The organism is Streptomyces sp. NPDC005774 (assembly GCF_042871645.1).
Classification (GTDB): domain Bacteria; phylum Actinomycetota; class Actinomycetes; order Streptomycetales; family Streptomycetaceae; genus Streptomyces; species Streptomyces pratens.
This window is the reverse complement of record NZ_JBIAIV010000040.1, coordinates 1-15958: the sequence shown is the minus strand read 5'-3', so window position 1 is coordinate 15958 and position 15958 is coordinate 1. Positions and strand designations below refer to the sequence as shown.

Sequence of the window (15958 nt, the reverse complement as noted above, 5' to 3'; positions counted from 1 at the left end):
CGCACCTTTCGTATGTCAAGACACCTGTACGAGCGGTCCGTTGCCGGCCGACGCGGTGCCCGGATGCGTCCGGCCACGAGCGGAACCCGTCGGCCGGGGCGGCGGCGGCGACCTTCCCCGTTCGGCGCCCGTCTTTCCGCGAAAGGAATTTCCTGTCCAAGGTCTTGACTCCCCGGGTAGCCGCCCGTACGGTCATCGCACATCGCGTGATAGAGCGTTATTACGCCTTGATAAGACGCCGCTCGACCGTTCCCCGGTTGCTCCCGGTGTGCAGGTAGGAGTTAGTGCATGGAAAACATGAGTATTTCTGCGCGTCATATCGGGATGCGTTTCGGGCGTCGCGGCTCGGAACAGACGGTCTTGGAGAGTCTCGATATCGACATTGCGCCCGGAAGTTTTGTGACTCTACTCGGGCCTTCCGGTTGCGGGAAAAGCACCCTGCTCAAGATCTTGGGCGGGATCCTTGCTCCCACCACGGGCGAGGTGCTCATCGGCGGGCAACCGGCGGCAGCCGCCGTCCGCCGCCGGCAGATCGGCCTGGTACCGCAGCGTCCGGCGCTGCTGCCCTGGAAGTCGGCCCTGCAGAACGCGAGCATGCTGCGCCAACTCGCCACCGGCGAGCGGTTCGCCGACGCCGCTCCGGCCGCGGAACGCGCCCTTGAACTGGTAGGCCTCGTCGAGGCACGCGACAAACTGCCCCACGAACTGTCCGGCGGCATGGCCCAGCGCGTGTCCATCGCCCGGGCCCTCGCCATGGACCCGGCCATCCTGCTGATGGACGAGCCCTTCGGGGCACTGGACGCCATCACCCGCGACCAGATGAACGAGAACCTGGCCGAGATCTGGGCGGCCACGGGCAAGACCATCCTCTTCGTCACCCACTCGATCTCCGAGGCCATCTTCCTGTCCGACACGGTGCACGTGATGGGCGTCAAGCCCGGACGCATCGTGGAGACGCTGGAGGTCGGCCTGGGCAGGCCGCGCACCCGCCAGGTCTTCGACGACCCCCTGTTCAGTGAGTACGCCGCTCGGTCACGCGAGCTTCTCGAACCGAAAGTGACGGTCTGACATGGCGACCGCACAGCAGACCCGCCCGAAGGCGGAGACCGCACCCAAGGGTCCCGGCGGCGAAGAGTTCCGCGCGTGGCTCTCCCGGACCTGGCCGAGCGTGCTGGTACTCATCGGCGCTTTGCTCGCCTGGGAACTGGCCGTGGAGATATTCAATGTCTCCAGCTTCGTGCTCGCCAAGCCGAGCGAGTTCATCGCCGCCACCATCGAACAGCGCGAATTGTTGCTTGCGGCCACATGGGTGACGACCGAGGAAATCCTCTACGGATTCCTGCTGAGTGTTGTCGTCGGCGTCGTACTCGCCGTCGCAATCGCCCGGTTCCCGTGGCTGGAGCGCGCGGTCTACCCGTTGGTCGTCCTTTTCCAGGTCGTGCCGAAGGTCGCTCTGGCGCCCATCTTCATCCTCTGGTTCGGCTACGGACTCGCGCCCAAACTTCTGCTGATCGTGGTGATAGCGTTCTTCCCGATCACACTCAACATGATCGTGGGACTGAAGGCGGTCGACCAGGACCTGCTCCTGCTCATGAAGTCGGTGGGCTCCAGCCGCAACCAGATCATGGCCAGAATTCAGTTTCCCACCTCACTGCCCTACCTCTTCGCCGGCATGCGCATCGCCATCACCCTGGCCGTCATCGGCGCTGTGGTGGCGGAGTTCGCCGGAGCCAAGGACGGACTGGGCTACCTCATCCAGTTCGCCTCCACCCAGCTCGACACCCCGCTGATGTTCGCCGCGCTCACGCTCGTGTCTCTGCTCGGGCTCGTCCTGTACTACGGGATGTCTCTCCTGGAGTTCCTCCTGCGCAGGCGGTTCCCCCACCTCAAGTCTCCCGAGAGCGCCTGACCGGCTGAGCCCCCTTCGCATCCACCCTCGAACACCAAGGAATGCCCATGCCTTCGTCAAGCATGCCTTCAACCAGAAAGAAGAGAGCCGTCGCGTTCACCGCCGCAGCGATGCTGGCCCTTGCGGCCTGCGGCGGAGAGTCGGGGGACGACGGCGAGTCCACCTCGTCCGGCAAGCTCGACACCGTCACCGTCCAACTCGACTACCAGCTGCGCGGCAACCACGGAATCTTCCACGTTGCCAAGGAGATGGGCTACTTCGAGGACGAGGGCATCAAGGTCGAGGACATCGCCACCGGCACCGGCTCACCGGACGCCCTGCGCATCGTCGGCACGGGGAAGGCCGACTTCGGCTTCGGTGACCTGCCCTCGCTGGTGACCGCGCGCTCCCAGAACGTCCCGGTCAAGGCCCTGGCCGCCGTCAACCAGGTCTCGCCACTGGGCATGTGCTCGGTGAAGAAGCGGACCGAGCTGGGCAAGATCGACGACCTCAAGGGCAGGACGGTGGGTGTGCACCCCGCCGGTTCGACCTTCATCTTCTACCAGGCGCTGCTCGCCGCGAACGACATGAAGCGCAGTGACGTGGAAGAGGTCACGGTGACTCCGCCGTATGAGAACTACCTGGTCTCCGGCAAGGTCGACGCCGTCGTCTGCTACATCGACGCCGAGGTTCCGCTGCTGGAGGACGCTGCGGGCGGACCGGGATCGCTCAGTATCCTTCTCGGCTCGGACGCCGGCTACAACGCCTACGGCTCCGGCCTGTTCACCAGCGACAAAATGATCAAGGAGAGGCCGGACGTCGTCCAGCGCTTCACCAACGCCTACCTCAAGGCCTTCGACCACGTCCTGAAGAACCCGGACAAGACGGCTGACCTGCTCGCCAAGACCTCCCCGGAGTTCGCCGAGAAGGCACCGGTGTTCAAGCGCCAACTGCAGGCGGACGTCGATCACACCTTCACCAGTGGCGTCACCGACAAGCAGGGGCTGGGCGCGATGGACGAAGCCCGGTGGAAGGCGACCATCGACGTCCTCGCCGACCAGGGAGTACTCAAGGGCGAGGCGCCCGCGACCAAGGACGTGTACGACCCGACCTTCGTCGAGAAGCACAACACCAGCAAGTGACGGCGCGTCAGCAGCAGCCGGAATGCCGGGAGATAGCGAGAGCGAGAGAATGAGCAGCACGATTGACCGCAACGGGCGCCACGCCGAGATCTCGGGGGCGGGTTTCGCCGGCCTGACCGCCGCTGCCGCGCTGGCGCAGCGCGGCTGGACGGTACGGGTCCATGAGAAGGGCAAGGAGCTTCGGGAACAGGGCGCCGGCATCGTCCTGTGGCACAACAGCCTGCAGGTACTGAAGGCCATCGGCGCCTGGGACCGGGCCCTGGCCGACTCGATGCTCCCGCCGTTCTACGAGACGCGGGTGCAGGGCAGGACCGTCTCCCAGGAGGACTTCAGCGGTCTGTCCTGGCGCACAATGACGCGTCCCCACCTGCACAAGGCACTGCTGGAGACGGCACTCGAGGCAGGGGTGGAGATCCGCACCGACTCGGAGGTCGTCTCGGCGGACCCGCGCGGCGAGGTCACCCTGGCCTCGGGCGAGACGCTGAAGGCGGATCTGGTCGTCGGTGCCGACGGGGTGAAGTCCGCGGTGCGCGAATCGATCGGGTTCGAGCAGGAGCGGTGGAAGTCACGGGACGGGATCACCCGGTTCCTGGTGCCCAGGTGCAAGGACGAGCTCGGGCCCGGTGAGTGGGACAACGTCATCGACTTCTGGAACCTGGAGCCCCGCTACCTGAGGGTGCTGTACGTCCCCTGCAACGAGCGCGAGCTGTACATCGCGCTGGGCGCGCCGCGGGACGACGAACAGGGCAGCCGCACGCCGATCGACCTCGACCTGTGGACCTCGGCCTTCCCGGAGCTGACCCCCGTTCTGAAGGAAGCCGCGGTGGCCGACGACCCCAAGTACTACGGCTACGAGACCACCGTGGTGAGCGAGTGGAGCCGGGGCCGGGCGGCCCTGGTGGGCGACTCGGCGCACGCGATGTGCCCGGCCCTGGCCCAGGGCGCCGGTACCGCGATGACCAACGCCTACACCCTCGCCGTAGCGGCCTCCGAGGCGGCCGACGCCGACTTCGAGGACGCGCTCACCCGGTGGTGGCGCACCGAGAGGCCGATCACCGACCGCGTGCAGAAACGTTCCGCCGACTACGCGGCAACCCGTGGGATGTCCAAGGGCAACCAGTTCGACGAGGTGAACCTGGAGACCGCCCAGTACGACCCCACGGACATCAACCGCCACGCCACGGCATGAGAAACAGGAGTGAAGCGATGAACGCCGACGACGCTGTTCGCAGCGCCTACCAGGTTCGCCGCTGGGTGGGCCTGGTCGAGGAGACCTATCACGAGGGAGGCGCGGTCGGAGACGAACCGCTGGTCAAGGCTGTCGCCGGCGTGGTCGTCAAGAACCCGTTCGCCGGCCGCTACGAGGCCGACCTGTCCCCGCTGATCGACCCGAGTCCGGCACTGGGCACCGCGCTGGGCAAGCGGGCGGTCGCCCTGCTCGGCGGGCGCGAGGTCCAAAGCTACGGCAAGGCCGGGATCGCCGGCCTGGCCGGCGAGCAGGAGCACGTCGTGGCCTGCGTCACCACCGTCTTCGGCAACGCCTTCCGTGAGGCCGTGGGCGGCGCCGCCGCCTGGATCTCCTCGACCACCAAGACTGCCTCGGCCGGGGCGGGCATCGACATCCCGCTCGCCTTCAAGGACGAGGTCTACGTCCGCTCGCACTACGACGCGATCCACGTGGCCGTCCCGGACGTGCCGCGCCCCGACGAGCTGTTCATCTGCGTGGCGGTCGCCAGCGGCGGCCGGCTCCACCACCGCGTCGGCGGGATGACCGCCGAAGAGGCACACGCCGCCAAGGCCTGAGAGTCCACGGCCCGTCCATCCGGGCGCCCGCCGCCGGCGGGCGCCCGTCCAGCACACCACCACTGATCGCGAGAGGTTCCACGTGTCGGACAACGACAGCCTGTACCACCAGGACGACTCCACCGAGAACGTCCTCCACCACCTGGCCCGGGCCCACCGGATCCTGGAGCTCGAAGGCCACGGCGACATGTCGATGGGCCACCTGTCCTACCGCGACCCGCACGGGCGCGGTATCTGGCTCAAGCGCGGCAACCTGGCACTGCGCGAGGTCACCGCGGCGGACTTCATCCTCATCGACTTCGACGGCAACGTCCTGGAGGGACAGGGGCTGCGCCACCTGGAGTGGCCGCTGCACACCGAGATCATGCTCGCCCGCCCCGACGTCAACGTGGTCGGACACTCGCACCCCCACTACGCGACCGTCTTCGGCGCCACCAAGGCCGAGTTGGGCCCGTACAACAACCATGGCGTGTGGTTCGCCGACCACGGGGCCCCCCGGTTCGACTCCACCAGCCACATCATCACCACGCAGGACCTCGGCAAGGAGCTCGCCCGGACCCTCGGGTCCGCCTACGCGGTGCTGCAGGCCAACCATGGTGCCTCGTTCGTCGGCGCCGACGTCAAGGACGCACTGCTGTCCGGGATCTTCCTGGAGAAGGCGGCGAAGTTCCAGCTCGACCTGGCCTCCTCCGGCCTCGAACACGACCGGCCGGACCACGACGAGACCGTCGAGAAGAACCGCAGGATCTACCCCGAGCGGGCCCGGCAGAACTACTGGATGTACTTCAACCGCACGCTTGACGCCCACGAGGGCCGCGCCTGACGGCTCCTCGCGCTCTCCACGGGCGGCGCGTCACCGCCGCCGCAAGCAGACCACCGAGAAGAAGAGGGATCAGTCATGAGCATTCCCAAGGTCGCTACCGTCATCGGTGCGGGAAGCATGGGACCGGGCATCGCCGCGCTGCTCGCACGCTACGGCTCCCAGGTCCGCGTCAACGACATCAGCGAGGAAGTCCTCGCCCGGGCGGAGAAGGTGGCCGCGGGTGCGAGTGCGACGCTGGACGAGCTGGACGTCCCGACGGTGCCCGGCGGCTCGATCGTCTTCGAAGCCGACCAGGCCAAGGCGCTCGACGGCACTGAGCTGGTGATCGAGGCGATCCCGGAGAGGATCGAGCTGAAGAAGACCCTGCTGGCGCAGGTCGAGGCGGTCGTCGGCGACGACGTCATCATCGCCACCAACACCTCCGGCATCCCGATCTCGGACATGGGCAAGGAGATGGCCCATCCCGAGCGGCTGATCGGCATGCACTGGTCCAACCCGCCGCACCTGATCCCCATGATCGAGGTGATCAAGGGCGAGCACACCACCGACGCGGTGCAGGACAAGCTCATCGAGATCGTCAAGGCCTTCGGCTACGAGGCGGTCGTTGAGAAGGAGGTGCCCGGCTTCATCGAGAACCGGGTGCTGTACGCGATCATGCGCGAGTGCCTGTCCCTCATCGAGCAGGGCGTGGCCACCCAGCGGGACCTGGACACCTGCATCAAGTGGGGCATCGGCTACAAGCTCGCCGTCATCGGCCCGATGCGCCTGCTGGACATGGCCGGACTCGACATCTACGAGTCCGTGGCGAGCTACCTCAACCAGGACCTGTCGAACGAGTCCGGTGTCTCCACCCGAATCGCCGAGCTGACCAGCCAGAAGAAGCTCGGCATGAAGACCGGGGAAGGCATGTACACCTACGGCGAGGGCGAGGTTGACGCCAAGCGGGACGACATCGTCCGCGGCCTTGTCGCCACGCGCAAGGTGCTGTCCGAGATCAAGCCGGTCTGATCGGCATGACGACCGGCACTCCGGAGGAGGGGAGCATGCTGAACGGCCTTCGGCGCATCCGTGTGGGAGAGGTCGAGCTGTGCCTGCGCGACCGTGGATCAGGGCACGTGGTCGTCCTGCTTCATGGAACCACGGCGAATCTCGGGGTGTGGGACGCGGTCGTGGACCGGCTGGGCGACGGCGTCAGGACCATCGCCGTCGACCAGCGCGGCCACGGCCGCAGCTCCAAGCCCGCCTCCGGCTACGGCGCGGCCGAGTACTGCGGTGACGTCACGGCGCTGATCGAGGCGCTGGGATGCGGCCCGGTGGTCCTGGCCGGTCACTCGCTGGGAGCCCGCAACTCCGTGGTCGTCGGCGCGCGGCGGCCGGACCTGGTCACGGGCGTCGTGGCGGTGGACTACACCCCGTTCGTCGAACCCGAAGTCCTGGACGAACTGGGGACCAGGGTGCGCGGCGGGGACCGCACCTTCGCCTCGGCCGGCGAGATCGAAGAGTACCTGCGGGCCCGCTACCCCCTCATGCCCGCCGACGCCGTACGGCGCCGGACCGCCTACGGGTACGTCCTGGAGGGGGAGGCCTATCGACCGCTGGCCGACCCCGGGGCCATGGCGGGCACTGTCGAGGGCCTCAGGGCGGACTTCGACGGTGCCGCCCGGGACATCGGGGTGCCGGTCACCCTGGTCCGCGGCGAGCACAGCAGGATCGTTTCCGAGCGGGCGTTCGCCGCCACCGGGGAACTGCGCCCGGACTTCCGCGCCGTCACCGTCCTGGGCGCCGACCACTACGTACCCGAGGAGGCCCCGGACACCGTGGCCGACGAGATCGCCCGAATGCTCAAGCAGGTCGGCTGAGCACGCGACCGAGTGTGCGTCGCCGACCGTCCGTTCCACCCGTTGTGAAGTGAGGAAAATGCCACTCAACATCAAGGACCTTGCGATCAAGGCCCGTGACTTCGGTACAGGAGAGCGCATCCCGGACCGGTACGCCGCCGACCACGGCAACCTGGTACCGGAGCTGGAGATCAGTGGAGTGCCCGAGGGCACGGTCGAACTCGCGCTGGTCGTGAACGACCCCGACGCCCCGTTGCCCAACGGCTTCACCCACTGGGTCGTCTACGGCATCGACCCCGCTGCCAGGATTATCGGAGGCCAGGCGAAGGGAACGTGGCGCGAGGGCCCCAACGGGATCGGGCAGAAGGCCTACACAGGTCCTCAACCGCCTGCGGGGCACGGCACCCATCACTACTATTTCTGGCTGTACGCGCTTGACACCTCTGTCTCCGGAGAACCCACACGGGAGGAGTTCCTGGCCGCGTACGGGAACAACATCATCGAGCAGAACAGGACAGTGGGTACCTTCTCCGCCTGACCCAGCGGGCCGGCCCGCAGATTCGGGCCGGCCCGCTGCCGTTCCGGCGCCCAGACAACGAGGAAACGAAGCGTGAAAGGCACAACGGAGCCCCGAGGCCGAACCCCTGGCGTGGACAGCGCCAGGCGGGTCCTCAAGATCCTCCTGCTGTTCTCCGAGGAACGGCCAGGGCTGAGTGTGGAGGAGATCGCCCAAGAGGTCGACATCTCCATCCCCTCCGCTTACCGCTTCCTGTCCCTGCTGCGCGAGATGGAGCTCGTCGAGGACAACGGAGACGGTACCTGCATCCTCTCGCCGAGGATCCTTCTGCTGGCCCGAAGCGCGGAGAAGAGCCTGCAGATCGGCAAGCCCCTGCGCCCGCTGATCGAACGGCTCACGCGGTCCACCGGTGAGGCGGCACTGGTGATCCAGCGAGTCGGTGACTACGCCACCTGCGTGGAGATATGCCAGACCGACAACCTCATCCGACTGTCCTTCACCCCCGGCCAGATCATGAGCCTGTACCGGGGCGCGGGACCGAAGGTCCTCCTCGCGGCCATGGGCGAGAGCTGGGCGCTGCGCTACTTCGAGCGGCTCAACCCGTTCCCGCCGCAGCAGGAGCGGGAAGCGTTCCTGGCGGAGATCGCCGCCATCACCGCACAGGGATGGTCGAAGAGCGCGGCCGAAGTCGACGAAGGCGTATGGGCCGTGGCGGCACCGATCAAGATCGCGGACAGGGTGGTGGCCGCCCTGTCGGTCGCCGGACCGCAGTTCCGCATCGACGAGCAGCGTGCCGGCCACATCCTCAAGGAGGTGCTGTCGAGCGCCGCTGAGGCATCGCGGACCCTGACCACTCGGGCCGGCTGATCCGCAAGCACATCCGCGGCGCCGACGGCAGGCCCTGGAGCGGGGACGACGACACGGGGTGCCGGTGGCCGTCCCGGGCCGACTCGGCGTCGGTAAAGGTATGGGGCGGGCGGGCGTAGCGTGGGAGGTATGACGACGTACGGATCTTTTCCCGGTACCCGCCCCCGGCGTCTGCGGACCACCCCCGCCATGCGTCGGATGGTCGCCGAGACGCGGCTGCATCCCGCCGACCTCATCCTCCCGGCCTTCGTCCGCGAGGGGGTCACCGAGCCGGTGCCGATCGAGGCGATGCCGGGCGTGGTGCAGCACACGCGCGACACCCTGAAGAAGGCGGCGGCCGAGGCCGTGGCGGCCGGGGTCTCCGGCATCATGCTGTTCGGCGTTCCGGAGGAGTCGAAGAAGGACGCCCTGGGCACGGCGGGCACCGACCCTGACGGGATTCTCCAGGTCGCCCTGCGGGACGTACGGGCCGAGGTCGGGGACGAGCTGCTCGTCATGTCCGACCTCTGTCTCGACGAGACGACGGATCACGGTCACTGCGGGGTACTGGACGGCCAGGGGCGTGTCGACAACGACGCGACGCTCGAGCGGTACGCCGAGATGGCGCAGGTGCAGGCCGACGCGGGGGCCCATGTCGTCGGGCCCAGCGGGATGATGGACGGGCAGATCGGCGTCATCCGTGACGCCCTCGACCAGATCGGCCGCGAGGACGTCGCGATCCTCGCCTACACCGCCAAGTACGCCTCCGCCTTCTACGGGCCGTTCCGCGAGGCCGTCGGGTCGTCGCTTCGGGGCGACCGCAAGACGTATCAGCAGGACCCGGCCAACGTCCGCGAATCAATGCGGGAGTTGGCACTCGACCTGGAGGAGGGCGCCGACCTGGTGATGGTCAAGCCGGCCGGGCCCTACCTCGACATCCTCGCCAAGGTCGCCGACGCCGTGGACGTGCCGGTGGCCGCGTACCAGATCTCCGGTGAGTACTCGATGATCGAGGCCGCCGCCGAGAAGGGCTGGATCGACCGCGACCGGGCGATCCTGGAGACCTTGACCGGCATCAAGCGGGCCGGTGCGCAGAACATTCTCACCTACTGGGCCACCGAGTTCGCCCGGAAGCTCGACGTGTAGCGCGGAGGACGGAGGGCGGAAGGCAGGACGGCGGCGCGGGTCAGCGTACGGTCGCCTCGAAGCACTCCTCCCGCCGTGTCTGCCCGGCGGGGTGGAAGCAGGCCCGTACGAGAGTGCCCGGAGCCTTTCTCGTCATCGGGGTGTAGACGTACGCCTTCGCGTCCAGGGCGTCCGCGATCTCGGCGGAGCGGGGCGGGCCGGCCGCGGTCAGCTCGACACGGTCGCCCACCCGGGTGCCCCGGACGCGGCCCCAACTCGTCCCGCACTTGGGGCTGCACCGCACTTGCAGGTCGGCGCCGGAGGCGGTGCGGTGCTCGAGGAGGGTGTCCAGAGGGATGCCGCAGAGCATGTTCACCGGGTCCCTGCCCTCGCAGGCGGTCCCCTGGCAGCGGGGCGGGGCGGGGCGGGGCGGGGCAGGGGCCGGGGCCGGGGCCGCCCGGCCGCTGCTCTCCGACTCCGCGAGCTCCCACAGGGCCAGGCAGTGCGCGTCCGGTTCACCCGCCAGGCGGCACAGTTCCCGCACGGCATCTCGGGGCGGCAGCGTCTCGCCCTTGAGAGAGCGGCCCCAGGAGGACTTGCTGAACGGCGTGCGTTCCTCCAGCCCGGTCAGGCTCAGGCCCGCGCGTTCCTTGAGGCCCCGCAGGGCGGCGGTCAGCCGGGCGCGCTCCGGTGACGGTGTACTCGGCGGGCGCCGCGTGTCCCCGGAACCGTTCGGCGCCCTCATCCCCGTAAGGCCCCCCAGGTGTGCGGGCCGACGATGCCGTCCACGACCAACTCGGCGTCCTTTTGCAGGCGTTTGACGGCACGCTCGGTCAACGGGCCGAAGATGCCGTCGATGTCGCCCGGTGAGTAACCCGCCCGTTCCAGCAGGCACTGCACCTCGGCGACCTCCGGTCCGGCGTAGCCGTTCGCCAGGATCTTGTCCCGCGTATCGCTCTGACCGGCGTACCAGAGGCCGTCGATCCGCTCCACCCGGCAGGTGTACGCGGGTGCGGACCGCTGTGACACCGCTGGTGCGGCCGAGGAGACGAGCGGCGCGACGGCACCGTGATCACGGTCCGCGCCCGCCCTGCCGACCAGCACCCCCACCGCCGACGCGGCCAGTACGAGGGCGACCACCCCGGCGACGGCCGCCACGTGGAAGGCCCGCCCGCGTGTCGGTTCAGCGCCGGGGGCGGCGGGACCGATCGGTTCGACGGGTTCGAGGGGTTCCGCCCTGCCGGGTTCCGCCACCGATTCCGGAGCCTGATCCCGAGCCCCGACCGGAGGGGCACCCGCGATCGGACCCGCGGGCGCCGTCGCCGTGCGGCCGCTCCACGCCTCCGCCGCGACCTCCCACACGGCCAGCAGCCGGGTCGGCTCCTCGCCGGTGACCGACGCCAGCGCCTCGACGGCGTCCCGGGGCGGCAGCGCCCTGCCGCCGAGGTAGCGCTCCCACGACGAAGAGCTGTACCCGGTCTTCGCCGCGAGCTGACGCAGACTCAGCCCGCTGTGGTCCTTCAGGCGCCGTAATCGCACCACCAAGTTCCGCACGCTCGGGTCGAGTTCTGTGGGCAGGCCCTTCCAACGCGACATGTTCCCCCACTCGCGTGTGCATGGTTCCGTCCCCGTCGCCTTGTGCAACAGCATCCACAGTGTGCCCGGTGACGCGGTTCTCGCACCCGTATCGATTCGGCCATCGCCCGTCCCGCCCCGTCCCGCGGCACCGTCCCGGCGGGACGAGGCCCCGCAGGTCGCGGGGTAGGGCGTCCCATGCCGTCGTCACTTCAGCGGCAAGCATGGCCGGACCCGGCCCCGACCCGGCAGTCTCGTCGTCGAGCCGGCCGCTCCGGTCGGCGCCGCCCATTCGAAGGGGGACAAGCATGCGAGCCATGACCAAGGCGCTCGTCAGCGTCACTACGGCCGTGGGGATCGCCGCCGGCGGCCTGGCCACCGCGGGCACCAGCTTCGCGGCTCCGACGCAGGACACCAAGGCCGTGGCGAGTGCCGAGGCGGTCGCTCCGCTCGCGGTGGTCAACCTCGGTCTGAACGCCACCCAGGCCAAGGGCGTCCAGCGCTGGCTGCGGGCGCACTGGAGCTACACCGACTCGATCGACGGCGAACTCGGCCCCAACAGCTGGAAGGCGTTCCAGCGCATGCTCAAGGCGCACCACGGCTACACCGGCGCCATCGACGGATCCGTCGGCAGCGGCACGGTCTCGGCGCTGCAGCGCTTCCTGAAGAACAACGGCTGGGGCTACACCGGCGCGATCGACGGAATCGCCGGCTCGGGCACCCAGGCGGCGTTCAAGACCTTCGCCAACTGGTGCGTCGACACGTACTAGGCACCACCGGCACCACCGGCACCACCGGCACCGACGGCCGCGGCCCGTCCTCCCAGCGGGGGAGAGGACGGGCCGCGTGCGTGCGTGTGCGTCGTGCTTTCAGGGCGCTCAGAGCCGCTCGGGCGTCCTGATGCCCAGCAGGGCCATGCCCCGGTGCAGCGTGCGGGCCGTGATGTCGCACAGGAACAGGCGGTTGGCCACCTGGTCCGGCGACTCGGCCTTCAGTACCGGGCACTTGTCGTAGAACGACGTGTACAGGGAGGCGAGTTGGTACAGGTACGCGGCCAGCTTGTGAGGGGCGTACTCGCGTGCCGCGTCCGCCACCGTCTCCGCGAACGCGTCCACGTGCAGGCCCAGCGCCCGCTCGGCCTCGTGCAGGGCCAACTCCGGGTGCGCGGAAGGGCGTACGCCCTCGGGAGCCTTGCGCAGGATCGACTGGATACGGGCGTAGGCGTACTGGAGGTACACCGACGTGTCGCCGTTCAGCGAGACCATCTGGTCGAGGTCGAACTTGTAGTCCCGGTTCGCCGACGTCGACAGGTCCGCGTACTTCACCGCGCCGACGCCCACCTGGGTGCCCCGCTCGGCGATCTCCTCCTCGGACAGGTCCTGCGCCTTCTCCCTGACCACCGCGGAGGCGCGGTCGATCGCCTCGTCCAGCAGGTCCACCAGCTTCACCGTCTCGCCCTCACGGGTCTTGAACGGCTTGCCGTCCTTGCCGAGGACCGTACCGAACGCGAGCTGGACCGCCTTCACGTCGTCGCCGAGCCAGCCGGCCCGGCGCGCGGTCTCGAAGACCATCTTGAAGTGCAGGGCCTGCCGCGCGTCCACCACGTACAGCAGGGTGTCCGCCTTCAGGTGGAACACGCGGTCCCGGATCGCGGACAGGTCGGTCGCCGCGTAGCCGTAGCCGCCGTCCGACTTCTGGACGATCAGCGGGACCTGCTTGCCGTCCGGGCCCAGGACGTCCTCGAAGAACACGCACAGCGCGCCTTCGGAGCGGACCGCGACACCCGACTCCTCCAGCAGGCGGCAGGTCTCGGCGAGCATGTCGTTGTAGCCGGACTCGCCGACGATGTCCGCGTCCTGGATCTCCATGTCCAGCTTCTCGAAGACGGAGAAGAAGTAGATCTTCGACTCGTCGACGAACTTCTGCCAGATGGAGAGCGTGTGCGGATCGCCTGCCTGGAGGTCGACCACCCGGCGCCGGGAACGCGTCTTGAACTCCTCGTCGGAGTCGAACAGCTTCCGCGCGGTCTTGTAGAGGCGGTCCAGGTTCGACATCGCCTCCTCGCCGGAGATCGCGCCGTCCTCGGAGGACTTGTGGTCCAGTTCGTGCGGGTGCTCGTCCAGATACTGGATGAGCATGCCGAACTGGGTCCCCCAGTCGCCGATGTGGTGGCGGCGCACCACGTTCTCCCCGGTGAACTCCAGGAGCTGGACCACCGAGTCGCCGATCACCGCGGACCGCAGATGGCCGACGTGCATCTCCTTCGCCACGTTCGGCTGGGCGTAGTCGATCACCGTGGTGCCGGGGTTCGCGGTCACCGGCACGCCGAGGCGCTCGGTGTCCGCGTACCGCGCGGCGAGGTTCGCGGTGATCGCCCGGTCGGCGATCGTGATGTTGAGGAAGCCGGGGCCGGAGACCTCGACGTCCTTGATCAGCTCGTCACCGGTGATGACGTGCGAGACGACCTCGGCGGCCAGCTCCCGCGGGTTCGCCTTCGCCTTCTTGGCCAGCGCCAGGATGCCGTTGGCCTGGTAGTCCGCCCGGTCGCTGCGTCGCAGCAGCGGGTCCGCGCCGGCGGCCTCGGGCCGGGTGGCCGAGAGCGCGGACGCGAGATGCTGCTGGACGGAGTCGCTGAGGGACGTGACCGAGGCCATGGGGTGGCTGCCGTTCTGCTCGGGTTTCGGAGCTGTTGACTGCTACAGGGGGACTACTGCAGGTGACTACTGTTGAAGCCGAGTATCCCACGTGCTGAAAAGCGGTTTTCGCGGATGCGGTCCGGGCTGGGAGAATGAAGGGGTCAGCCGTGCGACCGTACGGGCTGCCCGAGCAGAAAGAAGGACGTGCCGATCGTGGCTCAGAGCACCGAGACCACCGACTGGGTCTCCCGTTTCGCGGACGAGGTCATCGCCGAGTCGGAGCAGCGTGCCCTGGGCGCGAAAACATCAGTCGCTACCGCTCCGGTTGTGGTCGTCGCGTCCGGACTGTCCCCCTCGGGCCCGATCCACCTGGGCAACCTTCGTGAGGTCATGACCCCGCACCTGGTCGCCGACGAGATCCGCCGCCGCGGCCACCAGGTCCGCCACCTGATCTCCTGGGACGACTACGACCGGTACCGCAAGGTCCCGGCCGGGGTCGAGGGCGTCGACGAGACGTGGTCCGAGCACATCGGCAAGCCGCTCACCTCGGTCCCCGCCCCCAAGGGCTCCCCGTACCCGAGCTGGGCCGAGCACTTCAAGGCCACCATGGTCGAGTCGCTCGCAGAGCTGGGCGTGACGTTCGACGGGATCAGCCAGACGGAGCAGTACACCTCCGGTGTCTACCGCGAGCAGATCCTGCACGCCATGAAGCACCGCGGCGACATCGACGCGATCCTCGACCAGTACCGCACCAAGAAGGCCCCGGCGAAGAAGCAGCAGCAGAAGGCGGTCGACGAGGCCGAGCTGGAGGCGGCGGAGGGCTCCGGCGCCGCCGCCGAGGACGACGGCAGCACCGGCTCCGCCGGCTACTTCCCGTACAAGCCGTACTGCGGCAACTGCGAGAAGGACCTCACCACCGTCACCTCCTACGACGACGACAGCACCGAGCTGACCTACTCCTGCACCGCCTGCGGCTTCTCGGAGACGGTCCGGCTCAGCGAGTTCAACCGCGGCAAGCTGGTCTGGAAGGTCGACTGGCCGATGCGCTGGGCCTACGAGGGCGTGGTCTTCGAGCCGAGCGGCGTCGACCACTCCTCGCCCGGCTCGTCGTTCCAGGTCGGCGGGCAGATCGTCGGCATCTTCGGCGGCAAGCAGCCCATCGGCCCCATGTACGCCTTCGTCGGCATCAGCGGCATGGCCAAGATGTCGTCCTCACGCGGCGGTGTGCCCACGCCCGCCGACGCCCTGAAGATCATGGAACCCCAGCTGCTGCGCTGGCTGTACGCGCGGCGCCGGCCCAACCAGTCCTTCAAGGTCGCCTTCGACCAGGAGATCCAGCGCCTCTACGACGAGTGGGACCGGCTCGACGCCAAGGTCGCGGAGGGTTCCGCGCTGCCCGGCGACATCGCCGCGCACTCCCGCGCGGTGGGCACGGCGGGCGGCGCCCTGCCCAGGACGCCCAGGCCGCTGCCGTACCGCACCCTCGCCTCCGTCGCCGACATCACCGGCGGGCACCCGGACCAGGCGCTGCGCATCCTCAGCGACTTCGACCCCGCCCACCCGCTCGCCTCGCTCGACGAGGCGCGGCCGCGCTACGACAAGGCCGAGGCGTGGATCTCCCTCCACGTCCCGGCCGACCAGCGCACCATCGTGCGTACGGAGCCGGACGAGGAGCTGCTGAAGTCCCTCGACGAGCAGGGCCGCCGGTCGCTGCGGCTGCTGGTCGACGGGCTGGCCGACCACTGGTCGCTGGACGGGCTGACCC

General features: G+C 68.8%; 16 protein-coding genes. 13 read left to right on the top strand and 3 right to left on the bottom strand.

Annotated features, from left to right (window positions below):
* The first annotated feature begins 288 nt into the window (after positions 1-288).
* The 11 genes from ACFYQA_RS28620 to hemB all read left to right on the top strand — a co-directional run bounded on the left by ACFYQA_RS28620 (position 289) and on the right by hemB (position 10003).
* Positions 289-1068 (top strand): ABC transporter ATP-binding protein, encoded by a 780-nt coding sequence (locus ACFYQA_RS28620; RefSeq protein ID WP_360034894.1) that lies wholly within the window; start codon positions 289-291, stop codon positions 1066-1068.
* Between the two features lies 1 nt (position 1069).
* The gene (locus ACFYQA_RS28615; RefSeq protein ID WP_388923717.1) at positions 1070-1909 is read left to right on the top strand and encodes an ABC transporter permease; all 840 of its coding nucleotides are present in this window, start codon (positions 1070-1072) and stop codon (positions 1907-1909) included.
* A gap of 62 nt (positions 1910-1971) precedes the next feature.
* Positions 1972-3030, top strand: a complete 1059-nt coding sequence (locus ACFYQA_RS28610; RefSeq protein ID WP_388923714.1) for an ABC transporter substrate-binding protein — start codon at positions 1972-1974, stop codon at positions 3028-3030.
* A 49-nt stretch (positions 3031-3079) separates the two neighbouring features.
* Positions 3080-4219, top strand: coding sequence for an FAD-dependent oxidoreductase (locus ACFYQA_RS28605; RefSeq protein WP_388923711.1), 1140 nt, complete (start codon positions 3080-3082; stop codon positions 4217-4219).
* Between the two features lie 17 nt (positions 4220-4236).
* Complete coding sequence (locus ACFYQA_RS28600; protein WP_359889503.1) at positions 4237-4833, top strand: amino acid synthesis family protein; 597 nt, start codon at positions 4237-4239, stop codon at positions 4831-4833.
* Positions 4834-4915: 82 nt separating this feature from the next.
* Positions 4916-5656, top strand: coding sequence for a class II aldolase/adducin family protein (locus ACFYQA_RS28595; RefSeq protein WP_388923708.1), 741 nt, complete (start codon positions 4916-4918; stop codon positions 5654-5656).
* Positions 5657-5731: 75 nt separating this feature from the next.
* The gene (locus tag ACFYQA_RS28590) at positions 5732-6664 is read left to right on the top strand and encodes a 3-hydroxyacyl-CoA dehydrogenase NAD-binding domain-containing protein (protein ID WP_055625573.1); all 933 of its coding nucleotides are present in this window, start codon (positions 5732-5734) and stop codon (positions 6662-6664) included.
* A 35-nt stretch (positions 6665-6699) separates the two neighbouring features.
* A complete protein-coding gene (locus ACFYQA_RS28585; protein WP_360034882.1) occupies positions 6700-7515 on the top strand; it encodes an alpha/beta hydrolase in 816 nt (271 codons plus the stop codon).
* Between the two features lie 58 nt (positions 7516-7573).
* Positions 7574-8032 (top strand): YbhB/YbcL family Raf kinase inhibitor-like protein, encoded by a 459-nt coding sequence (locus ACFYQA_RS28580; protein ID WP_388923703.1) that lies wholly within the window; start codon positions 7574-7576, stop codon positions 8030-8032.
* A gap of 111 nt (positions 8033-8143) precedes the next feature.
* Positions 8144-8878, top strand: coding sequence for an IclR family transcriptional regulator (locus ACFYQA_RS28575; protein ID WP_388923700.1), 735 nt, complete (start codon positions 8144-8146; stop codon positions 8876-8878).
* Positions 8879-9007: 129 nt separating this feature from the next.
* On the top strand, positions 9008-10003 hold the full coding sequence (gene hemB / locus ACFYQA_RS28570; RefSeq protein ID WP_359731452.1) for a porphobilinogen synthase: 996 nt from the start codon (positions 9008-9010) through the stop codon (positions 10001-10003).
* Positions 10004-10043: 40 nt separating this feature from the next.
* On the opposite strand, the gene ACFYQA_RS28565 is transcribed toward hemB, so the two are convergent.
* Positions 10044-10727 (bottom strand): helix-turn-helix domain-containing protein, encoded by a 684-nt coding sequence (locus ACFYQA_RS28565; RefSeq protein ID WP_388923697.1) that lies wholly within the window; start codon positions 10725-10727, stop codon positions 10044-10046.
* Positions 10724-11578, bottom strand: a complete 855-nt coding sequence (locus ACFYQA_RS28560; RefSeq protein WP_388923694.1) for a peptidoglycan-binding protein — start codon at positions 11576-11578, stop codon at positions 10724-10726. The genes ACFYQA_RS28565 and ACFYQA_RS28560 overlap by 4 nt, the downstream gene beginning before the upstream one ends.
* 287 nt (positions 11579-11865) lie before the next feature.
* Between ACFYQA_RS28560 and ACFYQA_RS28555 the strand changes: the two genes are divergently transcribed.
* Entirely contained in the window at positions 11866-12327 is a 462-nt protein-coding gene (locus tag ACFYQA_RS28555) for a peptidoglycan-binding protein (protein WP_055594290.1), read from the top strand.
* Positions 12328-12435: 108 nt separating this feature from the next.
* Here ACFYQA_RS28555 and argS read toward each other — a convergent pair whose 3' ends face one another.
* Positions 12436-14211 carry an arginine--tRNA ligase gene (argS, locus tag ACFYQA_RS28550; RefSeq protein WP_388923691.1) on the bottom strand — a complete coding sequence of 592 codons (1776 nt, stop codon included), beginning with the start codon at positions 14209-14211 and terminating at the stop codon, positions 12436-12438.
* A 186-nt stretch (positions 14212-14397) separates the two neighbouring features.
* On the opposite strand from argS, the gene lysS reads away from it, so the two are divergent.
* Positions 14398-15958: lysine--tRNA ligase (gene lysS, locus ACFYQA_RS28545; RefSeq protein WP_388923688.1), on the top strand; the 1561-nt coding region annotated here is incomplete at its 3' end.